Origin of the sequence: Pseudomonas sp. E6002 (assembly GCF_013385565.1) — a bacterium.
GTDB lineage: Bacteria > Pseudomonadota > Gammaproteobacteria > Pseudomonadales > Pseudomonadaceae > Aquipseudomonas.
The window spans coordinates 127,027-151,794 of sequence record NZ_JACAPT010000011.1 but is presented as its reverse complement, the minus strand read 5'-3'; the positions used below and the strand labels follow the sequence as shown (position 1 = coordinate 151,794).

18 protein-coding genes are annotated in these 24,768 nt (G+C 62.4%); 1 reads left to right on the top strand and 17 read right to left on the bottom strand.

Going from position 1 to position 24,768, the window contains the following annotated elements; genetic code table 11:
- Positions 1-13 precede the first annotated feature (13 nt).
- The 12 genes from HX815_RS12455 to iolC all read right to left on the bottom strand — a co-directional run bounded on the left by HX815_RS12455 (position 14) and on the right by iolC (position 15,314).
- A complete protein-coding gene (locus tag HX815_RS12455; protein WP_003214704.1) occupies positions 14-1,051 on the bottom strand; it encodes an ABC transporter permease in 1,038 nt (345 codons plus the stop codon).
- 59 nt (positions 1,052-1,110) lie between these two features.
- A complete protein-coding gene (locus HX815_RS12450) occupies positions 1,111-2,664 on the bottom strand; it encodes a sugar ABC transporter ATP-binding protein (protein WP_177028334.1) in 1,554 nt (517 codons plus the stop codon).
- Between the two features lie 63 nt (positions 2,665-2,727).
- Positions 2,728-3,663: a sugar ABC transporter substrate-binding protein gene (locus tag HX815_RS12445; protein WP_003214701.1), complete on the bottom strand. Its 936-nt coding sequence runs from the start codon at positions 3,661-3,663 to the stop codon at positions 2,728-2,730.
- 365 nt (positions 3,664-4,028) lie between these two features.
- Positions 4,029-5,069, bottom strand: coding sequence for a Gfo/Idh/MocA family oxidoreductase (locus HX815_RS12440; RefSeq protein ID WP_087694123.1), 1,041 nt, complete (start codon positions 5,067-5,069; stop codon positions 4,029-4,031).
- A 113-nt stretch (positions 5,070-5,182) separates the two neighbouring features.
- The gene (locus HX815_RS12435) at positions 5,183-6,043 is read right to left on the bottom strand and encodes a sugar phosphate isomerase/epimerase family protein (protein WP_003214697.1); all 861 of its coding nucleotides are present in this window, start codon (positions 6,041-6,043) and stop codon (positions 5,183-5,185) included.
- A gap of 160 nt (positions 6,044-6,203) precedes the next feature.
- Positions 6,204-7,214, bottom strand: a complete 1,011-nt coding sequence (locus HX815_RS12430) for a Gfo/Idh/MocA family protein (protein ID WP_008437157.1) — start codon at positions 7,212-7,214, stop codon at positions 6,204-6,206.
- Positions 7,215-7,233: 19 nt separating this feature from the next.
- Positions 7,234-9,165 carry a 3D-(3,5/4)-trihydroxycyclohexane-1,2-dione acylhydrolase (decyclizing) gene (gene iolD, locus HX815_RS12425; RefSeq protein WP_087694124.1) on the bottom strand — a complete coding sequence of 644 codons (1,932 nt, stop codon included), beginning with the start codon at positions 9,163-9,165 and terminating at the stop codon, positions 7,234-7,236.
- A gap of 10 nt (positions 9,166-9,175) precedes the next feature.
- Positions 9,176-9,991 carry a TIM barrel protein gene (locus HX815_RS12420; RefSeq protein ID WP_177028333.1) on the bottom strand — a complete coding sequence of 272 codons (816 nt, stop codon included), beginning with the start codon at positions 9,989-9,991 and terminating at the stop codon, positions 9,176-9,178.
- A gap of 27 nt (positions 9,992-10,018) precedes the next feature.
- Entirely contained in the window at positions 10,019-11,521 is a 1,503-nt protein-coding gene (locus HX815_RS12415; protein WP_003214689.1) for a CoA-acylating methylmalonate-semialdehyde dehydrogenase, read from the bottom strand.
- A gap of 22 nt (positions 11,522-11,543) precedes the next feature.
- Positions 11,544-12,338, bottom strand: coding sequence for a 5-deoxy-glucuronate isomerase (gene iolB / locus HX815_RS12410; RefSeq protein ID WP_177008224.1), 795 nt, complete (start codon positions 12,336-12,338; stop codon positions 11,544-11,546).
- Complete coding sequence (gene iolE / locus HX815_RS12405) at positions 12,335-13,228, bottom strand: myo-inosose-2 dehydratase (protein ID WP_087694126.1); 894 nt, start codon at positions 13,226-13,228, stop codon at positions 12,335-12,337. Before iolE ends, iolB begins: the two co-directional genes overlap by 4 nt.
- A gap of 148 nt (positions 13,229-13,376) precedes the next feature.
- On the bottom strand, positions 13,377-15,314 hold the full coding sequence (gene iolC, locus HX815_RS12400) for a 5-dehydro-2-deoxygluconokinase (RefSeq protein WP_102605499.1): 1,938 nt from the start codon (positions 15,312-15,314) through the stop codon (positions 13,377-13,379).
- 303 nt (positions 15,315-15,617) lie between these two features.
- Between iolC and HX815_RS12395 the strand changes: the two genes are divergently transcribed.
- Positions 15,618-16,514 carry a MurR/RpiR family transcriptional regulator gene (locus HX815_RS12395; protein WP_003214679.1) on the top strand — a complete coding sequence of 299 codons (897 nt, stop codon included), beginning with the start codon at positions 15,618-15,620 and terminating at the stop codon, positions 16,512-16,514.
- Between the two features lie 142 nt (positions 16,515-16,656).
- Here HX815_RS12395 and HX815_RS12390 read toward each other — a convergent pair whose 3' ends face one another.
- The 5 genes from HX815_RS12390 to HX815_RS12370 form a co-directional block, all read right to left on the bottom strand.
- Complete coding sequence (locus HX815_RS12390; protein ID WP_003214676.1) at positions 16,657-18,360, bottom strand: AMP-binding protein; 1,704 nt, start codon at positions 18,358-18,360, stop codon at positions 16,657-16,659.
- A gap of 31 nt (positions 18,361-18,391) precedes the next feature.
- Complete coding sequence (locus HX815_RS12385; protein ID WP_102369297.1) at positions 18,392-19,690, bottom strand: acetyl-CoA C-acetyltransferase; 1,299 nt, start codon at positions 19,688-19,690, stop codon at positions 18,392-18,394.
- The gene (locus HX815_RS12380) at positions 19,687-20,577 is read right to left on the bottom strand and encodes a MaoC/PaaZ C-terminal domain-containing protein (protein WP_177028332.1); all 891 of its coding nucleotides are present in this window, start codon (positions 20,575-20,577) and stop codon (positions 19,687-19,689) included. The genes HX815_RS12385 and HX815_RS12380 overlap by 4 nt, the downstream gene beginning before the upstream one ends.
- A gap of 2 nt (positions 20,578-20,579) precedes the next feature.
- Positions 20,580-21,923, bottom strand: a complete 1,344-nt coding sequence (locus HX815_RS12375; protein ID WP_177028331.1) for a 3-oxoacyl-ACP reductase — start codon at positions 21,921-21,923, stop codon at positions 20,580-20,582.
- A 160-nt stretch (positions 21,924-22,083) separates the two neighbouring features.
- Positions 22,084-24,621, bottom strand: a complete 2,538-nt coding sequence (locus HX815_RS12370; protein WP_177028330.1) for an acyl-CoA dehydrogenase — start codon at positions 24,619-24,621, stop codon at positions 22,084-22,086.
- Between the last annotated feature and the right edge of the window lie 147 nt (positions 24,622-24,768).

The following is a 24,768-nucleotide window of genomic DNA, read 5'->3' as shown; positions in this document are numbered from 1 at the left end:
CTTGAGGACCGTGTCAGCGCTTGAGTTTGCGCTTGTTGCGATACTGGTCGATCACCACCGCCACCACGATGATCAGGCCCTTGATGATGTCCTGGATGTAGGCATCCACGCCGACGAAGGTAAACCCGCTGGCCATCACGCCGAGAATCAACGCGCCGATGACGGTGCCGGTGATGCGCCCTACCCCGCCCGCCAGGCTGGTACCGCCGATCACCGCAGCGGCAATCGCGTCCAGCTCATAGGACATGCCCATGCCCGCCTGCCCGGTGGCCGCCCGTGCCGACGCCACTACACCGGCCAGGCCTGCCAGCAGGCCGGCGATGCTGTAGACGATGATCAGGTGGCGCTTGACGTTGATGCCCGAGGTGCGCGCCGCCTGCATGTTGCCGCCGATGGCGTAGGTGTACTTGCCGTACTTGGTGTAGCGCAGGGCGATATGGAAGATCACCGCCACCACCAGGAAGATCACCACCGGCATCGCGCCGTGGCCGATGGCCGTGTAGGAGTCCGAGAGCATGCTCACCGGCTGGCCTTCGGTGTAGTAACGCGCCAGGCCACGGGCCGAGACCATCATGCCGAGGGTCGCAATAAACGGTGGAATCCCGGTGACCGCAATGATACTGCCGTTGATCGCCCCCGCCAGCAGCCCCACGCCCAGGCCCATCGCCACCGGTATCCACACCGGCAGGTCAGTCAATGACGGAAACACCGCACGGGAAAAGTCGGAAGTCTGCGCCAGGCTGGCGGCGATCATCGCCGACAACGCCAGCACCGAGCCCGAGGACAAATCGATACCGGTAGTGATGATCACCTGGGTCACGCCAATCGCCAGCAGGCCGATGATCGACACTTGCAGGATCATCAATACAAGGCGCTGGGAGTTCATCAGGAAGCTCTGGTCGCGCACGATCCAGCCGAACAACTCAAACACCAGGCCGATGCCAATCAGCACCAGCAGGATGCTCAGCTCGGTGGGCATGCGTCGACGGTGCTTGACCGGCGCCGCAGCGGGCTTCTTTTCCTCGGGTTTGCTTTCCAGTATCGCGTTCATAACCACTCACCTTTTTTATCGCGTTGCGCCGGCCACAACGGGCCGGCGCCGTCTGTTCGTTAGTGGACCGCCGTCATACCGGAAGCCAGTTGCATGACTTTTTCCTGGGTCGCATCCGCGCGGTCCAGGGTGCCCATCAGGTCGCCTTCGTGCATCACCATCACCCGGTCGCTCATGCCCAGCACCTCGGGCAGCTCCGAGGAAATCATGATCACCGCCATGCCTTCGCTGGCCAGGTAGGAAATCAGCCGGTAGATCTCGGCCTTGGCGCCCACGTCGATACCGCGAGTGGGTTCGTCGAGGATCAGCAGCCGTGGGTTGGTCATCAGCCAGCGGGCCAACAGGGCTTTTTGCTGGTTGCCACCGGACAAGGTGTCGATGCACTGCTCCAGCGACGGGGTTTTCACCCGCAGCTTGGTGCACATGTCTTCGCACAGGGCACGCAGGGCTTTTTGCTGGATAAAGCCATTGCCGGAGTAATGCGGCAGCACAGCCATCTCCATGTTTTCCAGCACCGACAGGCAGGGGAACAGGCCGCTGAGCTTGCGGTCTTCGGTCAGCAGCGCGAAGCCCTTCTCGATGGCCATGTGCGGGTCGGTGATGCGCACGGTCTTGCCGTCCAACTGGATCTCGCCGCCGGAGCTTGGGGTGATGCCGAAAATGGTTTCGGCCACATTGGTCCGCCCGGAGCCCATCAGCCCGGCGATGCCGAGAATCTCCCCGGCGTGCAGGTCAAACGACACGCCCTGGAATACCCCGTCCAGGCGCAGGTCGCGCACCGACAGCAACAGATCGCCAATGGGCTTGTCGCGCACCGGGAACAGCTGGCTCAGCTCACGCCCCACCATCATCGAGATCAGGCTGTCGCTGTCCATGCTGTCGGCCCGTTGCAAGCCGATATAGGCGCCATCGCGGAACACCGCGACTTCATCGGCAATGGCGAACACTTCGTTCATTTTATGGGTGATGTAGATGATGCCTTTGCCCTGGGACTTGAGGTCGGCAATGATCGAAAACAGGTGGGCCACTTCCTTGTCGGTAATGGCGGAGGTCGGTTCATCCATGATCAGGATGTCGGAGTCATAGGACACCGCCTTGGCAATCTCGACCATCTGCCGCTCGGCAATGCTCAGGTTACCGACGTGTTCCTCCGGGTCGAGATTGATCCGCAGCCGCTCCAGCAATTGCGCGGTGCAGCGGTGCATTTCCCGGTGGTTGACCATGTGCAGGCCGTTGAGCTGTTCGCGACCGATCCAGATGTTCTCGGCGATGCTCATGTGCGGCATCAGGTTGAGTTCCTGGTGGATCATCGCGATCCCGGCCTTCTGCGCCGCCAGCGGTGTTTCGAATTTGATCGGCTTGCCACGCAAGCGGATTTCACCGGCGTCGGGCTGATAGATGCCGGCGATGATCTTCATCAGTGTCGACTTGCCCGCGCCGTTCTCGCCCATCAGCGCCAGCACCGAGCCGGGGCGCACCCGCAGCTGCACATCGGCCAGGGCCACGACGCCGGGAAAGCCTTTGCTGATGTTGGAGATCTCCAGCAGATAGGGTTCTTCCAGTACCAAGGGCTGGATACCGGGAGGCTGGGAAGCAGTCGCTTGAGCAAACATATCGGGTACTCCGTCAGCAGGGCCGCCGTGGCTGCCCTGCCGGTTTATTGTTGTTATTAAGGGCTACTTGAAGTCTTTGACGTTGTCCGGGGTGATCAGCTTGAACGGGATCACCACGTTCTGCTCGACCGGCTCGTGCCTGGCCATCTTGCGCGCCGCTTCCACCGAACCCACGGCCTGCCCATTGGCGTCCTGGAACGCCGACGCGGCCATGTCGCCCTTGGTAATCGCGTTCAAACCGTCCGGTGTGCCATCCACCCCGGCGATCAACACGGTGCCCGGCTTGGTGCCCGCCGACTTCAACGCCATGGACGCACCGATGGCCATCTCGTCGTTGTTGGCCAGCACCGCGTTAAATTCACGGCCTTGGGTCAGCCAGTCGTTGACCAGGGTCATGCCCTTGTCACGCAGCCAGATGCCGGTCTGTTCTTGCTCGATGGTGATGCCTGGGTATTTGGCCAGGACTTCCTTCACCCCCTTGGTGCGGTTGGTGGTGGAGTTGTTCGCCAGGTCACCCAGCAGGATCACGATCTTGCCCTTGCCGCCGAGCTTTTCGGCGATGTACTGCATTTGCAGGCGACCCGCCTCGACGTCATTGGAGGTCACGGCCACGATGCCTTTGGGCAGATCCGTCTGGTCGGGACGACGGTTGACGTACACCAGCGGAATGCCCGCTGCGAGGGCCGCTTTACTGATATTGGCGGTAGACGCCGTGTCGACCGGGTTGACGATGATGGCGTCGACTTTCTGGCTGATAAAGTTCTCGACCTGGCTCAGTTGCTTGACCACATCGGCGCGGGCGTCTTCGAACTGCAGCTGCACGCCGTCACCCTTGGGGTAGGACTTGGCTTGCTTGTCCATGTCCTCGCGCAGGTAAGTCAGGAAGGTGTCATCGAACGCCGACATGCTCACGCCCACCTTGATATCGGCCGCCGTGGCGAAACCACTGGCGAGCATCATGGACAGGGCCAGCGCGGTAAAACGGATCGGGGTCTTCATGAACGGTCTGTCTCCAATTTCTTGTTGGTTTTGTGGACGTTGCGTTTTTCAGAGCGAAGCGGTCGGCAGTCGAACGATCGGCGCCCCCGGAATGCAGCACACCAGGGAACCCTTGCTTTCGACGCACAGGACATTCAGGAGGGAAAAGTAAAACGGCCGGGCGCGGGGCAGACCGCGTGGCTGGAGGGCAGGACGTAAAACTCGCAGTACAGCGTTGAAGATTTTCATCTGACGGTACCTGGTTGTTTTGATCTTGTTTTTGTCGAGTCGCCCGAATCGAGTCCGAACGTACTTTATGCAACCTGGAATGACTTTATTGGAAAATAATTTCCATATCAACCTGTTTTAGAATTTTATTCTATTTTTCATCCATGAGGCTCCATAGCCGCCATTTCCACTACCTGCTGGCGCTCTGAACTCAGGCGCGCGGCGTCCAGTACGCGGGTGGTTGCCAGCGCATCCAGGACGTTCACCGGCAACTCGCCGTGGCCTTCCACCGCGCTTTGCAACTGACTGTAGAACTGATTCCAACGGCCCTTTTCCGACGGCACCCGCTCACGATCCGGCCCCTGCTCGAACCAGCCCCAGCGTCGATGTTCTTCAGCGCCCCAGTGCTCGCCTTCGGTTTTCGGGGTCTTGCCGGCCAGCAGCGCCTCTTCCTGGCCGTCCAGCCCTTCGATGGTGTAGCAACCGGCCGTACCATTCACCCGAAACCGCGGGGCCTGGCTGTTTTGCAGGGCGCTGCCCCACAGGTGTGAAATCACCCCGTTGGCGTGGGTCAGCGATACAAAGAAGCCGTGGTCTACGTTCGGCTCATCGGCGGTGTAGTGCAACTGCGCGAACACCCGGTCCACCGGGCCGAACAGTTGCATGGCCTGGTCCACCAAGTGGCTGCCCAAGTCCCGCAGGAAGCCGCCGCCGCTGGCATTGCCCACCGAGCCCGGGTTGTAGCGCTCCACCCGGGATTCAAAGCGGGTGACGGAGCCCAGGGCTCCGGCGTCGATCAGCTTGCGCAGGGTCAGGAAGTCCGAATCCCAGCGCCGGTTCTGGTAGACGCTGAGCAGCACGCCCTGGCGCTCGGCGGCGGTGATCAAGGCCTGGGCCTGTTCGGCATTGCTGGCAAAGGGTTTGTCGCTGACCACCGCCACACCGTGCTCAATGGCCTCCAGCACCAGGGCCGGACGGCCCTTGAGGGTGGTGGAGATCACCAGCACGTCGACACCGGCCTCGGTGATCTGCCCGATACTGTCGAAGGCCTTCACTCCGGGGTGATCCGTCGCCAGTTGCTGGCGACGTTCGGGTGACCGTGTCACCACGCCGACAAAGGTCGCCCCCGGCAGGCTGGCTATCAGGGGTGCATGAAATACACGGCCGCCTTTGCCGTATCCAACCAGTCCGATTCGCATACAAATACTCCTTGGTTAATTGTGGCGAGGGAGCTTGCTCCCGCTCGACTGCGTAGCAGTCGCAAGCTTTTCGGGGCAGCAAGCTCCCTCGCCACAGGGCACGCCACAACGGTCTAACAGCACAACTCGCGGGTCACCCGCTCCAGCATCATCCGGTTGGACTCATCCGGCCGGTCTTCCCAGGCAAACACCGACACCGTGGCAATGCCGTCGAACTTGATTTCCCGCAGAGTGCCGAAAAACGCCTCCCAGTTCACCTCGCCCTGGCCGATGTCCAGGTGCTGGTGCACGGTGGCGGTGACGCCCGGCGGGTTGACGATGTAGCGCAGGTTGGACGACGCCCGGTGGTTGTAAGTGTCGGCAATGATCAAGTGGCTGAGCTTGGAGCCTGCGTACTTGAGCATCGAGGCGATATCGCCCTTGCCGTCGTCATAGAAGAAGGTGTGCGGCGCGGCGTAGAGGTAGTTGATCCAGTCGCGGTCGAGGCCGCGAATGATGTCCACCGACTCGTTGTTGCGCTCGCAGAAGTCGTACGGATGCGCCTGGATATCCAGCTTGATGCCTTCGCGCTCGAACTCCGGCATCAGCTCGTCCATGGAGCGCATGAACTGGTTTTCGCACACCAACGGATTGTCGGACTGGCCGGTGAATTCGGTGTTGACCAGCTCGCAGTCCATTTCCACGGCGATCTGGATCGCGCGCTTCCAGTTGCGCACGGCGGCAACCCGCAGGCCTTCGTCGGCGGCGGCCCAGTGGTACATGGGCAGCAGGGATGAGAGTTGCACGCCGGCGTCGCTCAAGGCCTTGCGAAATTCCTTGATGCGCGCGCGGTCGACCCGGGGGGCCTTGTAGAACGGCAGGAAGTCTTCCCGGGGCGAGAGTTCGATGTGCTGGTAGCCGAGCTCGGCGGCCTTGTCGACCATTTGGCCGAGGGGCAGGTGGCGGTACATGTAGGGGTCTAATGCGATGCGCATGCTTGAGATCTCCCGAATTTGAGGTAGGAACTCGGTCAAATGTGGGAGCGGGCTTGCTCGCGAATGCGGTGGGTCAGTCGATGCAAATGTTGACTGAAAGGCCGCATTCGCGAGCAAGCCCGCTCCCACACTGACTGCGTTACATCAGTGAGGGTTGTGGTTAGCCGTAGAAATGCGGACGGGGTGGCAGGCCCACTTTCACAATCTGCCCACTGTTCTGCGCCTCAATACACGCATCCGCCGCCACCGCCGCTGCAAAACCATCCCACGCCGACGGCCCCCCCACTTGCCCTGCCCTTACACCGTCGATAAACGCCTGCAGCTCAACGTCATACGCCGCGATGAACCGGTCTTTCCAATCCATCAGGATCGCATTCGACAACTTGGCCCCGCTGCGCATCTGCACCTGGGACGGCTCCGGCAATTTCGCAATACCGGTCTCCCCCACCACTTCGCACTGGATGTCGTAGCCGTACTGGCAGTTCACAAACACTTCCACATCGATGCGCGTACCCTTGGCGGTTTCCAGCAGCACGATCTGCGGGTCACGCAGATGGGCCAGCGCCTTGCTCGATTTACGCGGGAACACCACCTGCACCGACACGTAGTCATCGGCCAGCAACCAGCGCAACACATCCAGCTCGTGGATCAGGGTGTCGGTGATCGCCATGTCGGTCTTGTAGTTCTCACCCACCCTCGGGTTGCGGTGGGCACAGTGCAGCATCAGCGGCTCGCCGATCTGGCCGCTGTCGATCACGGCTTTCAAGGCGCGATAGCCTTGGTCATACGGACGCATGAAACCCACCTGCACCAGGCGCTTGCCGTGGGCCACTTCGGCCTCGACGATCTTGCGGCAGCCTTCGGCAGTCACCGCCAGCGGCTTCTCGCAGAACACGGGTTTACCGGCCGCAATCGCCGCCAACACAAATTCTTCGTGGCTCGGGCCCCATGAGGTCACCAGGATCGCCTCGACCTGCGGCGAATTGATCAGCGCGTGGCCGTCCGGGTACACCTCGGCGGTGAGTTTCAGGTCAGCGACGACCTTGGCCGCCTGCTCAAGGTTGATGTCGGTCACGGCCACCACCTGGCTGTTGAGCAAGGTCTGGCTGCAGCGACGAATGTGATCCTGGCCGATGGCGCCAGTACCGATAACACCCAACTTCAAAGACATGAAAACACTCCTCTTGTTATTAGTACTGCCGGGCCTTGGCCAGGCGTTCATTGAGTTGTTTGGCCACCGCATCGGTGCGCGCGCTGGTGGACACCTGCGCCACACCGACGCGCCACCACGACAGGTATTTGTGGATCATGGTTTTCGGCAGGACCTTGATATCAATCAGCGTCGACACGGTTTGCGTGCGCGCATCGGCCAACGCCGCCTGCAACTGCTCCACGGTGTTGACCTTGTAGGTCTTGCAACCATAGGCCGCCGCACTCATGGCGAAGTCCACCGGCACAAAACCGCCGTCGAGCTTGCCGGTCTCGGGGTTGCGGAAGCGGAACTCGGTGCCGAAGCTGTCCATGCCGTGTTCCATCTGCAAATTGTTGATGCAGCCGAAGGTCATGTTGTCCAGCAGCACCACGTTGATCTTGCGCCGCTCCTGGATCGAGGTGGCCAGCTCCGAGTGCAGCATCATGTACGAGCCGTCGCCCACCAGTGCGTACACCTCGCGCTCGGGCTCGGCCAGCTTCACGCCCAACGCGGCGTTGACCTCATAGCCCATGCACGAATAACCGTATTCGACGTGGTAGGTGTTGACGCCCTTGCTGCGCCAGCTGCGCTGCAAGTCACCGGGCAGGCTGCCGGCGGCGGCGACGATGATTGCGTCGTCGGCCAGGGCTTCGTTGAGCACACCGAGTACGCGGCTTTGGGTCAGGCAGGAACCGGTCAGCTCGATAAACTCACGCAGCACCGCCGGGTCCATGTGGTCGTTGATTTCCGGGACGAAGTTTTCAGTCTGGTATTCCGCCTGGTAGATCCGGTCGACTTCGACGTCCAATTGCGCCTTGGCATCCCGTGGCTGATCCCCCCAGCTGGAACGGTAGTCGCCCAAGGCTTCAGCCAGTGCTTCCAGGCCAACCTTGGCATCCGCCAGCAACTGCACGCCATCGAGTTTCAGTGCGTCGCACGGGCTGATATTCAGGTTGAGGAACTGCACCTCAGGATGCTTGAACAGTGACTTCGACGACGTGGTGAAATCGGTATAGCGCGTGCCGATACCAATGATCAGATCCGCCTCGGGTGCCAGCAGGTTCGCCGCCAGGCAGCCGGTTTCACCAAGACCGCCGAGGTTCAGTGGATGGCTTGAAACCACCGCACTCTTGCCCGCCTGGGTTTCCGCGAAAGGAATGTCGAAGCGTTCGGCAAAGGCTTGCAGCGCGGCATTCGCCCCGGAGTATTTGACCCCGCCGCCACACACGATCAGCGGTTTGCGCTTGCCCTTGAACGCCGCCACGGCATCCCCCAGCATCGCTTCGGTCGCCGGGCGGCGGTCGATACGGTGCACGCGTTTTTGCAGGAAGTAATCCGGGTAATCCCAGGCTTCGCCCTGTACATCCTGCGGCAGGGCCAGGGTCACGGCGCCGGTTTCCGCCGGGTCGGTGAGCACGCGCATGGCGTGAATCGCCGCCGTCATCAGCTGTTCCGGGCGGTTGATGCGGTCCCAGTATTTGCTGACCGCACGAAAGGCATCGTTGGTGCTGATGCTCAAGTCGTGGAACTGTTCGATTTGTTGCAGTACCGGATCGGGCTGGCGACTGGCGTAGACATCACCGGGCAACAGCAGCAACGGAATCCGGTTGGCGGTCGCGGTCGCCGCGGCGGTCAACATATTCGCCGCACCCGGCCCCACCGAGGAGGAGCACGCGTAGATCTTGCGGCGCAAGTGCTGCTTGGCAAAACCAATCGCCGCGTGGGCCATGCCCTGTTCGTTGCGGCCCTGATGCACCACCAGGTCGCCGCTGTCCTGCTCCAGGGCCTGGCCCAGGCCCAGCACATTGCCGTGGCCAAAAATCGTGAAGATGCCGGCGACAAACTTGCTCTGCACACCATCGACTTCGATGTACTGGTTATCCAGAAACTTCACCAGGGCCTGGGCCATGGTCAATCGGGTTGTGGTCATGGGGTGCTCCTTATCGTTTCTGCAGGTGGGCGATGCTCGCCCCCAATGCCTGCTTGATATCGGCCAGGCCGTGCACGCTTGCGGCGAACGGTTCGAACGACAGGTGGCCGCTGTAGCCGGTGCTGAGCAGCGTGTCGATCTGCGCGGCATTGCCCAGGATATCGGCCTCGCCCACCAGCACACGGTGACCGTCGCGAATCGAATTCAGCGGTGCGTCGGCATCTTCCACACCGGAGATGTGCACCAGCCCGGTCAGCTCGGGAAAGAACTCATGTTCGCTGGCCAGGTGGTGGTGGAAGGTGTCGTGCACCACGCGAAACACATCCAGACCGCCGATGGCCTTGATCGCATCCACTGCCACGCGCTTGCGGCGCAGGGAGCATTCTTCAAACCCCAGGGGTTCGACAAAACCGAGAATCCCGTATTCCCGCAGGATCGGCGCCAGTTCACTCAAGGCGGTGCGCAAACCGGCCGCGCGCTGGGCTTCGTTGCGCGGGTCGGCGCGGTCGTTCAACGGGCACATCACCAACGCCTGCGCGCCGCATTCGCGGGCATAGGCCGCCAGCTTGATGGCCTGGGCGCGGCGTTCGTCATTCCATACATCGAAGGGGTACAGCGCGTTGATCGACAGCACCGTGATGCCATGCACCGCGCACAATTCGCGCACGCGGCTGGCAGGGGTGCCGTCTTCAATCTCGATGCCCTTGAGGTCGTTGCGGATCTCGATGGCGTCGCATTTCAGGGTCACCGCCAGCTGGATAAAATCGGGCAGGGAAAGGCTGGGGGCGACCATGCGGTTCAGGGCAAAACGTAGAGGCGACTTCATTATTGTTGTGCTCCACACTCGAAAACGTTACTTGGCGGTTGGCATGCTGAATTCAGGGCCCTTGGCGATGCTGTCGGGCCAGCGTTGCATGACGCTCTTGTAGCGGCTGTAGAAACGAATGCCTTCTTCGCCATAGGCGTGGTGGTCGCCGAACAGCGAGCGCTTCCAGCCACCGAACGAATGCCAGGCCATCGGCACCGGAATCGGCACGTTGATGCCGACCATCCCGACCTTGATGGTGCGGGCAAAGGCACGGGCAATGCCGCCGTCGCTGGTAAAGCACGACACGCCGTTGCCGAACTCATGGGCGTTGATCAAGGCCACGGCACTGGCAAAATCCGCCACCCGCACGATGCCCAGCACCGGCCCGAAAATCTCTTGCTGGTAGATGCTCATTTCGGTGGTGACGTTATCGAACAAGGTCGCACCGACGAAGAAACCACCCTCCGCGCCCGGCACCTTGAAGCCACGACCGTCGACGATCAGCTTCGCGCCCTGGGCCACGCCCTGGTCGATAAACCCTTCGACCTTGGCCTTGTGTTCGGCGGTAACCAGCGGGCCCATCTCGCTGTCTTTTTGCATACCGTTGCCGACCTTCAACTGGTCGATACGCGGCAGCAGTTTTTCGATCAGCCTGTCGCCGACATCGCCCACCACCACCGCAATCGAGATCGCCATGCAGCGCTCGCCAGCCGAGCCGTAAGCCGCGCCGATCAAGGCGTCAGCCGCCTGATCCAGGTCGGCGTCGGGCATCACGATCATATGGTTCTTCGCCCCGCCCAATGCCTGCACACGCTTGCCGCGCTGGGTGGCCTGCTGGTGGATGTACTCGGCAATCGGGGTGGAACCGACGAACGAAATCGCCTCGATATCCGGGTGCTGCAACAGGCCGTCTACCGCGCTCTTGTCACCCTGCACCACGTTGAACACACCGTCGGGCAGACCGGCTTCGGTCAGCAGGCGGGCCATCAGCAAACTGGCGGACGGGTCGCGCTCCGACGGCTTGAGGATGAAGCAGTTACCGGTGGCCAGCGCCAGCGGGATCATCCACAGCGGCACCATCACCGGGAAGTTGAACGGGGTGATGCCGGCGCACACGCCCAGTGGCTGACGCAGGTTCCAGTTGTCGATGCCGCCGCCGATGTTGTCGCTGAAATCGGTTTTCAACAGGTTTGGCGCACCGCAGGCGAACTCGACGATCTCGATACCACGGGTGACTTCGCCCTTGGCGTCGGAGAACACTTTGCCGTGTTCGCGGCTGATGATTTCAGCCAGCTCATCGTGGTGCCGGTCGAGCAATTCCTTGAATTTGAACAGCACCCGCGAACGGCGCAGGGACGATTGCTCGGACCACGCCGGGAAGGCTTTCAGCGCCGACGCCACGGCCTCATCGACGGTCTTCTGGCTGGCCAGCCCGACGCGGGCCTGGACTTCGCCGGTGGCCGGGTTGAACACATTGCTGAAACGCTCACTGGCGCTGTCGTGCACCTGGCCGTTGATGTAATGGCCGATTACCGGGGCGTTGCTCATTATTGTTCTCCGTCGAAAGTGCTTAAAGATCCAGCAGCCAGCTGTGCTGCGGGTCGTTATGGAAATGCCAGGCGCGCTTGGGGCCGGCCATCACGTTCAGGTAGTAGGACTCGTAGCCATACGGCACGCTGACCGGGTGATACCCCTTGGGCACCACCACCAGGTCGCTGTTTTCCACGGCCATGGCCTGGTCGATGCTGCGGTCGTCGGTGTAGACGCGCTGGAACACGAAGCCCTGGGGCGGGTTGATCTGGTGGTAGTAGGTTTCTTCGAGAAAGCTCTGGTGCGGCAGATCGTCGGTGTCGTGCTTGTGGGGCGGGTAGCTCGACGAGTGACCGGACGGTGTGCGCACTTCCACCACCAGCAGCGAATGGGCAGGCTCGCTGTCGGGCAGGATGTCGCACACGTAGCGGGTGTTGGCGCCCTTGCCACGTACGCTGCGCTTGCATTGCTCGGGGCGAATCAGACGGGGTGCCAGACCTGCGTCGGTTGAGCCGGGAGCGGCGCAGACGGCAATTTGCACGTCGCTCAGCGCGGTGACCTGGGCGTCGGTGCCTGGCGGCAAATAAGCGGCGAAGGGCGACTTGTCTTCGAACACCGAGTGGCGATCACCGAGGTTTTCCCAGTTGAAGCCTTCGCCCTGGATAGTCACCCGGCCGCTGAGCAGCACCAGGCACAGTTCCTTGTCGCCGGCGGTGACTGGCAAGGTTTCACCCAGGCTCAGGCGGTAGGCGGCGAAGCCCACGTATTCCAGGCGCCCTTCTTCCAGCGCCACCAGGGTTTGCCCGCGCTTGCTGCTTTTGACCAACAGGCTCATTGTCCAGTCCTCTCGCTCAACAGTGCGCGCAGGGTGTCGTAACCCTTCTTCGCATAGATGTAGCTCGGCGCCACGGCAGGATCCTGCTCGGCCTCCACTACCAGCCAACCCTGGTAATTGGCGGCCAGCAGCACGTCCAGCAGCGCGGCGAAGTCGATATCGCCGTCGCCGGGCACGGTGAAGGTGCCGTTGACGATGCAATCCGGGAAGCTCCACATCTGGTTGCGTGCCAGTTGCACCACCGGCTTGCGCACATCCTTGAAGTGCACGTGGCAGATGCGGGCGATGTGTTTGCGCAGCACCTCGATAGGCTCGCCGCCACCCATGTAGCAGTGGCCCGAATCAAACAGCAGGCCGACTTCCGGGCCGGTGCGGCGCATCAGTTGGTCGATGTCTTCCGGGGATTCGACGTAGGCGCCCATATGGTGGTGGTACGCCAGGCGCACGCCCTGGGACAGGGTGAAACGCGCCAGTTCGGTGAGTTTGTCGGCGTATTCCTGCCAGGCCTGTTCGCTGTGAAAACGCGGGCGTTCGATCAGGCGCACCGGCGAACCCTGGATCGAGTCGGCGACTTCTCCATACACCAACACGCTGGCGCCGTTTTCACGCAGCAGTTCGACGTGGCTGGCGATGGCTTCGATTTCTTCCGCCACCGAGCGCCGGGCCAGGCGACTGGAGTACCAGCCGGAGACCAGCGCCAGGTCGTAGGGGCGCAATACATCGCCGACGCCTTTGGCGTCCTTGGGGAATTTGCCGTTGAGTTCAAAGCCTTCGTAGCCGATGTCCTTGCCTTCGCTGAGGGCCGTGCTCAACGGCGTTTCACCGCCCAGGGCCGGCAGGTCGTCGTTGCTCCAGGAGATCGGGTTGATGCCAATTCGGATAGCGGGCATGGCTGCACCTATTATTGTTTTTTCAGAGTTGCCTGAGATCTGCTTTATGTGGGAGCGGGCTTGCTCGCGAAGGCGGTGGTTCAGTTGGTGTATCAGTCGACTGACACTCCGCTTTCGCGAGCAAGCCCGCTCCCACATTTGACCGTGTTTAGCTTCGAGAACTGCGCCAAGCCTTAATCAATTGCTCAAAGATGCACTGCACCTGCTCAATCAAGGCTTGATCGTCAATCTCCCCCGCCAGCCAGGCTCGGCTCGGTTCCTGGAAGATCGTGCGACCCACGGCGAACCCGCGGCAGGTCTGGCTTTGGCTGGCTTGCTGGAAGCCATCGGCCAGGCATTCGGCGGAAGCGTTCAGGCCCAGCAGCACCACGCCCCGGCAGTAGGGATCGCGCTCCTGGATAAGCTCGTCGAGCTTTTTCCAGTCCGCCGCCGACTGCGCCTCGATCTTCCACCACGCCGGGTAGATACCCAGGTTGTACAGGCGCTTGAGGCTGCGGTAGAGCACGTCGGGATAAGTGGACGGGTGATCCTTGGGGGGCACGACTTCCAGCAGCAGCTCATGGCCGCTGACCAGGGACGCCTGATACAGGGCCTTCAGTTGCGCTTCCTGTTCCAGGCGCAGCAATGGCTCGTCATCGGGGTGAAATTGCACCAGGCACTTGATGATCTGCTCCCGGGGCCAGGCAATCAGGTTGCTGCCCACCGAGCGCCCGTGTTCAAAGGCCAGCGGCCGTGAATTCTGGACTTCCACCGGGCGGGCGATCCACCAGCCGCGACCGCTGGCGGCGTTCAGCGCGTCCTGGCCGAAGCGTTGGTCGGCCAGAATCCCGACGTCAGCCTCGACGCCCTGCTCCGCCAGTTTGCTTTCAACCCGTTCCACGGCCTGGATAAACAGTTGCTTGAGGGCGCTGATGCGCGCCGGGTCCTGGCCGCCTTTTTGGGCCAGTTCCACCAACTGCCAGCGGTGGTCGAAGGCAAATACAAACAGCTGCTTCCAGACCTTGCGCGGCACGCTGACCTGGTGCAGGCGTTGCAGCACTGCGTCCTGGTCCGGGCGGGTAATCGGCACCGGGCTGTTGAACAGGTAATCAAGTTCGGCGCGGGTCGGCATGGCCGGCGCGCAGGCATGGCGCGACACCACCAGGCCGCCGCAGGCATTCGCCAACTGGCTGCAGCGCTCGTCGCTGGCGTCTTCAAGCCAGCCGCTGAGGAAGCCGGACATGAAGGCATCGCCGGCGCCCAGCACGTTGAGTACTTCCACCCGTACCCCGGGGTAGATCGCGCCGTCTTCAAGGCGGGCCGGGATATCGCCGTGGATCACCGTGCAGCCCTGGGGGCCAAGCTTGACCACCAGGGTGGCCGAGGTCAGGCCACGCACCGTGCGCAATGCCGTGAGCAAATCTTCACTGCCACCGGCAATCAGGAATTCTTCTTCGGTGCCGACGATCAGGTCAAAACGCGGGAGGATTTTCTGCACGTGCTGGCTGACATTCTGGTCGGCCACAAACCGGGTTTCGCCATCGGCCTTGCCGGCCAGGCCCCAGAGCACCGGGCGGTAGTCGATGTCGAGCACGCGTTTGACGTTGTGCTTCTCGGCGTAGTCCAGGGCCTGGATGCTGGCCTTGTACACGCCGTCGGTGGAGAAGTGGGTACCGGTGATCAGCAACGCCTTGCTGGAAGCAATGAACGCTTCACTGATGTCTTCGGCGCGCAGGGCCATGTCGGCGCAGTTCTCGCGGTAGAACACCAGCGGGAAGGTTTCGCGGTCCTTGAGGCCCAGCAGCACCAGGGCGGTGAGGCGTTCCGGGTCGACCTTGATGCCGCTGACGTCACAGCCTTCGCGGGCCAGGGACTCCAGCAGGAAACGCCCCATGTGGTCGTCCCCTACCCGGCTCAACATCGCCGACTTGAGCCCCAGCCGCGCAGTGCCGAACGCGATGTTGGCGGAGGAACCGCCGAGGTACTTGGCGAAGCTCGAGACATCCTCCAGCCGTGCACCCACTTGTTGTGCGTAAAGGTCGACGCCCAGGCGTCCCAGGCAAATCAGATCCAATTGACGCCCACTGGCAAAACGAGTCTGGCCCATGCTGGCTCCTGTTATTTTTATCAGCCTGCGTGTGCCGTCGCGGTGGCGGCATACGCTCTTGGTGCAAGCAGACTAGAACGTCTGGTGACGCCAATCAATATTTATTCTATAAATATTTTATGTGGAATATATTTTCCAATACGCCATCATCGGTATGTTCCAGCCGCAGTGCATCGTTTCAGCTGCACCGTGGGGCGGGATGCCGAGGTATTTTTTTGCGCCTACCCTGTAGACTTGCGCACATCGACTTATTGTCAGGGGCGCCTCGACGCGCCCTATAAGAACAAGCCAGAAGGATTCCCTATGTCCCAGAGCGCCCCGGAAGACGCACTCGCCAGCCCGCCGCTGAACGCCGAGCGGTTGTTGCAGCTGATCACCGATGAATACGAGAGCCTGCCGCGCCAGCTCAAGCGCATCGCCAGCTACATGAGCCAGCAGAGCGACCGGATCATGGTCGACCGCATCAGCGACATCGCCCGTGAATGCGAAGTGCACCCGTCGGCCATCGTGCGGTTTTCCCAGCGTTTCGGGTTCAGTGGTTTCAGTGAAATGCAGGCGCTGTTCCGCGAGGCCTACACCCACAAGACCACGCCGGTGCAGAACTACCAGCAACGCATCCGCAGCATGATCGCCAACAAGTCGCAGAAAGCCAGCGGCGGCGACCTGGCGCGTGAGTGCGTGAATGCCACCCTCTCCGGGATCGAGCGCCTGGGGCTGGAACTGGATGACGCAGCCTTCGACAAGGCCGTGGACCTGGTGGTGAATGCCGACAATATCTACGTGGTGGGCGTGCGCCGCTCGTTCGCCGTGGCGGATTACCTGGTGTACAACCTGCAGCACACCAACAAGCGGATTCATTTGGTGTCGGGGTTGGGCGGCAGTTATCGCGAGCAGATGCGCAGCGTACGGGCGAATGACCTGGTGATTGCCATCAGCTTTACGCCCTATGGCAAGGAAACCCAGCACTGCCTGCGGATTGCCCAGCACCATCAGGCCAAGACCCTGATCATTACCGACAGCAACCTGTCGCCCCTGGCCAAGCGGGCGAGCACGGTGTTGCTGGTGAATGAAGGCTCGTCGTTTGCGTTCAGGTCACTGAGTGCGACGCTGTGCCTGTGCCAGGCGTTGTTTATTGCCGTGGCGTATCGGCTGGAATTGAAGGTCGATGAGATTCATGAGCAGGTGGGATTCGACGACTGACTGCGACCGTTCAGCCACCAAAGATCAAATGTGGGAGCGGGCTTGCTCGCGAATGCGGTCTGTTAGTCAACATCTCCATCGACTGTTCCACCGCATTCGCGAGCAAGCCCGCTCCCACATTTTTGACCGCGTTCACTCAGGCTTAGCGCAGTGCCCGGCGCAACACCTTGCCCACCGTCGTCTTGGGCAACTCTTCAGTACGAAACTCGACAAACCGCGGCACCTTGTACCCCGTCAAATATTCCCGGCAATGCGCCAGAATCTGCTCCTGGGTCAAGCTTGGGTCCTTGCGCACCACGATGATTTTGACCCGCTCGCCGGTCACCCCATCCTCAACCCCGATCGCCGCCACTTCCGCCACGCCCGGATGCAACGCCACCACGTCTTCGATCTCGTTGGGGTACACGTTAAACCCGGACACCAGGATCATGTCTTTCTTGCGGTCCACCAGGCGGATGAAGCCCTGCTCATTCATCACCCCGATGTCCCCGGTAGACAGCCACCCTTCGGCATCCAGCACCTCGGCGGTTTCCGCCGGGCGTTTCCAGTAACCCTGCATCACCTGCGGGCCGCGTACTTGCAGTTCGCCCTGCTCGCCCAGTTCCGCCAACTCACCGTCCTCACGAATGAACCGCACCCAGGTCGACGGCAACGGCACGCCGATACTGCCGGTGAATTCCATCTCGCGCATGCGTGAGATGTCGATGGGGCTGATGCTCACCACCGGCGAACATTCAGTGAGGCCGTAGCCTTCGATGATCGGCAAGCCGGTGACTTCCTTCCAGCGCTTGGCCACAGCGGTATGGGTGGCCATGCCGCCGGCGATCACCATGCGCAAATCGGAAAAATCCCGGGCGCAGAACTCCTTGTTTTCCAGCAGGCCGTTGAACAGCGTATTCACCCCGGCAATCCCGTTGAAACGCTCCTTGCGCAGGATCATCTGCACCCGCTTCACATCCCGTGGGTTGGCGATCAGGATGTTGCGCCCGCCCAGGCACATGAACATCAGGCAGTTCACCGTCAGGGAAAAGATGTGGTACAGCGGCAGCAGGGTGACGTTGGTTTCCTGCTGGTTCTGATCGAGCTGATCACCGACCCACGCCTTGGCCTGCAACAGGTTGGCGATGATGTTGCGGTGGCTGAGCATGACGCCCTTGGCATCGCCGGTAGTGCCGCCGGTGTATTGCAGGAAGGCCAGGTCTTCGCGGTTCATCGGCACGGCGAGATGGGTTTGTCCGCGTCCCTGTTTCAACACCTGGTTGAAACGCACGGCCCCCGGCAGGTTGAAACGCGGCACCTGCTTCTGCACGCTGCGCAGGATAAAGTTCATCGCCGCGCCCTTGAAGGTGCCGAGCAGGTCACCGATGGCCGCGATCACCACACGTTTGACGGTACTGGCGGCCACCACCTTCTCCAGGGTGTGGGCGAAGTTTTCGAAGATCACCAGGGTCTCTGCGCCACTGTCCTTGAGCAAATGCTGCAGCTCCCGGGCGGTGTACAGCGGGTTGACGTTGACCACCACCGCACCCGCGAGAATCGTGCCCAGCAGGCAGATCGGGTACTGCAAGCAGTTGGGCATCATCAACGCCACCCGGTCGCCCTTCTTCACACCCTGGGCTTGCAGCCACGCAGCAAAGGCGATGCCCTGCACCTCCCAGTCGGCGTAGGTCATTTCGGTGCCGATGCTGACGTAGGCCACGCGGTCGCGGAATTTGTGCAGGTGCTCCAGGAACACCTCGCGCAACGACGGGTAATCCTCGATGCCCGCATCGATGTCTGCCGGTACGCCGGGCAGGTAAGCGTTCAACCAGAGGCGTTCGGTCTGTTCCAGGCTTACAGCGTTCATGGCAGTCTCCTTGTTGTTTTTATGGTGGGAACTACTTTTCGACGATAGCGGTAATGCCCAACCCACCCGCCGCGCAGATCGAAATCAGGCCGCGGCCGCCGCCACGCTGGTGGATCGCCTTGGCCAGTGCCGCGAGTTGCCGGCCACCGGTGGCGGCGAAGGGGTGGCCGCAGCCGAGGGAGCCGCCGTTGACGTTCATCTTGCTGCGGTCGATGCTGCCCAGCGGCGCGTCGAGGCCCAGGCGGTCGCGGCAGTAATCCGGGTCTTCCCAGGCCTTGAGGGTGCACAGCACCTGAGCGGCGAAGGCTTCGTGGATCTCGAACAGATCGAAGTCGGCGAACGTCAGGCCCTCGCGCTTGAGCATGCGTGGCACGGCGTAGGCCGGCGCCATCAGCAGGCCTTCGGTGCCGTCGACGAAATTCACCGCAGCGGTTTCACCGGTTCGCAGGTACGCCAATACGGGCAAGCCGCGCTCGGCGGCCCATTCCTCGCTGGCCAGCAGCACCACCGACGCGCCGTCAGTCAGGGGCGTGGAGTTGCCGGCGGTGAGCGTGCCGTTCTGGCGGTCGTAGGCCGGGGACAAGCCGGCAAGTTTCTCCAGGCTGGCGTCGGCCCGCAGGTTGTTGTCCCGGGCCAGGCCGCGATACGGGCTGATCAAATCATCGAAGAAACCCTGCTTGTACGCCGCATCCAGCCGCTGGTGGCTGGTGAGGGTCAACTCGTCCTGGGCCAGGCGCTTGATCTGCCAGCGCTTGGCCATTTCCTCGCAGTGTTCACCCATGGACAAGCCGGTGCGCGGCTCGCCATTGCGCGGCAGCAGCGGCTTGAAAAACATCGACGGGCGCACACCCATCAAGGCCTTCAACCTGGCGCCGGTGCCCTTGGCGCGGTTGGCTGAAAGCAAGGTGCGACGCAGGGACTCGTTGATGCCGATGGGCGCGTCGGAGGTGGTGTCGGAACCACCGGCAACGCCCACTTCGATCTGCCCAAGGGCGATCTTGTTCGCCACCAGCAACGCCGCTTCCAGGCCGGTGCCGCAGGCTTGTTGCAGGTCGTAGGCCGGGGTTTCGGGAGACAGTGTGGTAGACAGCAGGCTTTCCCGGGCCAGGTTGAAATCCCGGGAGTGCTTGATCACCGCACCCGCGGCAAACTCGCCCAGGCGCAGGCCGTGAAGGTTGTAGCGGTCCACCAGGCCTTGCAGGGCGGCGACCAGCAGATCCTGGTTGCTGTCATGGGCGTACACGGTGTTGGAGCGGGCGAACGGGATACGGTTGCCGCCGATAATCGCCACGCGGCGCGTCGGGGCAGGGTTGAAACTGTAGTCACTCATCGATCGGTCTCATTCCAGATAAACAGCCCACGCATATGGGGTTTGTCACCGGCGAAATTACGCACTTCAAACTCACGGCGCGGGCCGGTTGGCGGAACGTTCCACAGCGCCACCTGGCCGGGCAGGAAGATCGGCAGCTTGAAGTCGCAATGGGCCTCGGCCTGGTCCAGTCCGCCGGGGGGTTGCTGGGCGGCCAGGGCGCGGCCAAGGGTCCACATGCCGTGGGCGATGGCCCGGCGAAAACCGAACAATCGGGCGCCGATCACCGAGGTATGAATGGGGTTGAAATCCCCCGAGACCCTGGCGAAACGCCGCCCCAGATCCGCCGGCAGCACCCAGCGTTGAGTGCGCAGCAAACCATCTTCCTGCAAGGGCAACGCGTCGTCCCACGGCTCGCCAACCGGCGCGTTTACGTCACGGCGCAGGTACAGGCTGTCGCTCTCCCATATCAGGGCGCCCGCGCTGTAGCCACGGGTGGCGATTCTCAGCGCCTGGCCTTTCGGATGGGCGACCCAGCGTTCGCAATACACCTCCAGGCGCAAGGCCTGGCCCGCCTCCAGCCGTCGATGCTGGCGGATGCGATTGGCCAAATGCACCATGCCGCTGGCCGGGTACGGGAAACTCGGGCGGGTCAGCAGCATCAGGTGCAAGGGGAACGCCAGCACATGGGGATAGGACAGCGGCACGCCTTGCTCATGGCGGAAACCACAGGCCCGACCGTAAGCCGCGATCCCTTGGGCAGACAGCTCGACGGCCGAACGCACCAGGCGTTCTTTCGGCAACGTCGGCTCGCCTTCCAGCTTCGGTTTGCGCAGCCCCAATACCCCGTCCAGCAACAGCCGCGAGCGCGAGGGCGGCGGGTCAATAATCTGCGTCACATAGTCCATGCTCAGGCTCCCAACAGGCTTTGGCCGCAGACCCGCACCACCTGGCCATTGACCCCGCCGGATGCCGGATGCGCCAGCCAGGCGATGGTTTCTGCCACGTCGATGGGTTGCCCGCCCTGGGACATCGAGTTCATCCGCCGCCCCGCTTCGCGAATCATCAGCGGGATCTTCGCGGTCATCTGGGTTTCGATAAAGCCCGGTGCCACGGCATTCACCGTCACTTGCTGCGCCGCCGCCTGCGGGGCCAGGCCTTGTACCAGGCCGATCACCCCGGCCTTGGAGGTGGCGTAGTTGCTTTGCCCGAGGTTGCCGGCGATACCGGAAATCGATGAGACACACACGATCCGCCCGCCCGGATTCAGGCCCTGGCTTTCCAGCAGCGCCGTGCTCAGGTGCAACGGTGCTTCCAGGTTGACCGCCAGTACGCTGCGCCACGCGGTCTCAGTCATCTTGGCGATGGTCTTGTCACGGGTAATCCCGGCGTTGTGCACCACCACGTCGAATGCACCGTGTTGGCTGACATGGGCGTGCAACTGCTGCGCGGCATCGGTGGCGGTGATGTCCAGCGCCAGTGCGGTGCCTGCGACACTGCCGGCCGCCTGTTGCAGCGAATCCTGGGCCTGGGGCACATCCACGCAGACCACATGGGCTCCATCGCGGGCCAGCACCTGGGCGATTGCCAGGCCGATGCCACGGGAGGCGCCGGTAACCAGGGCACGGCGGCCGCCGAGGGGTTTGTCCCAGTTGATTTCGGTTGGGCTATCGACGGGTTTTTCGAGGCGCACCACCTGCCCCGAAACATAGGCCGAGCGCCGCGACAGGAAGAACCGCAGGCTGCTTTCCAGCCCGTCCTCGGCACCCGGTGCGACGTAGATCAACTGCACGGTGATCGCCCGGCGCAACTCCTTGGCCAACGAACGCACCAGGCCCTCAAGGGCACGCTGGGCAATGGCCTGGGGCAGGTCCTTGCACAACTCCGGCGCGGTGCCGAGCACCACCACCCGGGCGTGCTGCCCAAGGCGCCTGGCGTTGGCGTGGAAGAATTCGTAGAGCTCGTCCAACTGCTTGAGGTCGGCGATGTCGCTGGCGTCGAACACCGCGCCCTGGACCTTGACCGTGGAGGGTGCCTTGAGGGTCGCAGCGGTGGCGGTCACTGTATCGGTGGCGGTGAAGATGCGCTGGATTTGCGCCCCCAGGCGCCCTACCCCCGCGACGATTACCGGGTTGGCCAGGCCTTGCTGGCCGCTGCGGTGACGTTGCAATGCCAGGGGTTGGGGCAGCCCGGCAGTGCGGGCCAACCAGGCTCCCCAGGGGGAATTGACGAAAGAGAGGTAGCTGTCACTCATGGATAAATTCACTCACAAACACGGTGTTGCCATGGAAACCCGATCCTTGTAGGAGCTGGCTTGCCTGCGATTGCGGTGTGTCAGCCAACACATCTGGCACTGAACCAACGCTATCGCAGGCAAGCCAGCTCCTACAGGGGTCGTGTTCCTCCAGTTCCAGTCAGTTGACCGGCGCGTTTTCGCCTTGGTTGGCGCGGCGTCTTGCGCTCGGTTTGGCGGCCTGTTCCAGCGCCTGCTGGCGCTGTTGCAAGGCTTCCAGCAAACCGAAGTCCTGCGGGAAGTCGTCCACCTGGATCGCGTGATCGCCATATTCCACATAGCGCGCGAGCAAGCTGTCGTCTTCCTCGCTGATCAGGTCCAGCGCCCGCGCCTTGACTCGCCACGGAGTAAACGCCGCACTGGAAATCGGCATTGGCTCGATCAGGCCTTGCTTGATCGCCCCCTTGAGCCGCGCCTCGATCAGCTCCACTTGCGGCAACAGGCGCAAGGCCAACTCGCCGTAAGCCAGCTTGTCGATTTCCGGCCGAGGAATGTAGGAATTGCCCAGCAAGCGGTCGCGGGTTTCCCCCGGCACCTGCACCAGCTCCGCCACTTGCGCCAACAGGCGATCCGACGGTTTGCGCTGTGGAATACCGAACGGGAACGTCAAGCCACGCACCACCGCCGCCGCGGCTTTCGACGGGTAGTTGTCGAGCACTTCGGCCAGGGCCTCATGGGCGCGCAGCAACGCGTCCTGGGCCGCCCAATGCACCAGCGGCAAATCTGCCTGTGGCCGGCCATCATCCTCAAAACGCTTGAGCACGCAGGACAGGATGTACAGCTGGGACAGAATGTCCCCCAGCCGTCCGGTGATGCTCTCCTTGCGCTTGAGGGCTCCGCCCAGCACGCCCATGGAAATGTCCGAGATCAACGCCAACACCACCGACAGCCGATTGGCCTGGCGGTAGTAGGACGCCAGCGCCGGATCGGTCTTGCCCGGCACGGAAATCAGCCGTCCGCCCGTCAGCGAATACACTGCGGCACGCACGGTATTGGCCAGCACGAAGCTCAGGTGACCGAACATCGCGCTGTCGAAGTCCACCAGGGCCTTGCGCCGGTCGGTATTGCGCGCCGCTTCCATCTCGCGGAACACATACGGATGGCAGCGGATCAGGCCCTGGCCGTAGATGATCAGGCAGCGCGTCATGATATTCGCGCCCTCCACCGTGATGGCGATGGGGCTTTGCTGGTAGGCCCGGGCGAGGAAGTTGTTGGGCCCCATGCAGATGCCCTTGCCGGCCACGATGTCCATGCCGTCGTTGACGATGATGCGTGCCCGCTCGGTAACGTGGTATTTGGCGATGGCCGAGATCACCGAGGGTTTTTCACCGGCATCCAATGACGCTACCGAGACCTTGCGCACCGCGTCGCAGGCATACAGATGCCCGGCCATGCGCGCCAGGGGCGCCTGCACGCCTTCGAACTTGCCGATGGGCAGGCCGAATTGCTTGCGCATCGCCGCATAAGCGGTGGTGCCGCGCACGGCCACCTTGCCCAGGCCGACGTTGGCCGACGGCAGGGAAATCGCCCGCCCGGCGGCCAGGCATTCCATCAACATGCGCCAGCCGTTGCCGACTTGTTCGCGGCCGCCGATCACCCATTCCAGCGGGATAAACACATCCTTGCCGGTGGTCGGGCCATTCTGGAATACGGCATTGAGGGGCCAGTGACGCCGGCCGCTGTTCACCCCCGGATGGGTGGTGGGGATCAACGCGCAGGTGATGCCCAGGGAGCCCGGCTGGCCGAGCAGACCGTCCGGGTCTTCGGCGCGGAAGGCCAGGCCGAGCACGGTGGCGACGGGGCCGAGGGTGATGTAGCGCTTGTCCCAGGTCACGCGAAAACCCAGTACTTCCTCGCCTTCGTGCATGCCCTTGCAGACGATGCCGAGGTCTGGAATCGCGCCGGCGTCGGAGCCGGCATACGGGCTGGTCAGGGCGAAGCACGGGATGTCTTCGCCCCGTGCCAGGCGTGGCAGGTAGTAGTTGCGCTGGGCGTCGGTGCCGTAGTGCAGCAGCAGTTCGGCCGGGCCCAGGGAGTTGGGCACCATCACTGAAATCGCCGCCGCCGAGCAGCGGGTCGAGAGCTTCATCACCACTTGCGAATGCGCATAGTGGGAGAAGCCTTTGCCGCCGTACTGCTTGGGAATGATCATGCCGAGGAAGCCGGCATCCTTGGTGTACTGCCAGCCTTCGGGGGACATGTCTTGCCAGACCTGGGTGGTTTCCCAGTCGTTGGACATGTCGCACAGGGTCTCCACTTCGTTGTCGAGGAAAGCCTGTTCTTCAGCGCTGAGGCTGGCCGGTGCGGCTTGCAGCAGGCGTTCCCAGCGGGGTTTGCCGCTGAACAGCTCGGCGTCCCACCACACGGTGCCGGACTCGATGGCAGCACGCTCGGTGTCGGACATCGCCGGCATGATGCCGCGAAAAAGGCCCAGGGCCTTGCTGGTCAACAGCGCGCGGCGCAGGGGCTTGATTGTCAGCAGCAGCGCGGGCAACACCACCAGCACCGCCACCACGCCGGCGCCGAAACCGGCGACTGCGTTGAACAGGTAACCGACCGCCAGCCAGACCAGGCCGGCACCCAGCCAGAGGGTGGCAGCGGCTTGTCGATACGCCAGGGCGATCGCTGCTGCGAGTCCCGCCAATAACCAGATAACCATGGGGATACCTCTACTCAATTGGGTACGGCAAACGCCCGGGCAGATCGGAATGACCTGTGACGTAAAGCCACACTACAAACTTGAAAAGATAAATTCAAATTTTGTTTTGAAATTTTTATTTAATGCTTGGGCGAAAAAAATAGCGGC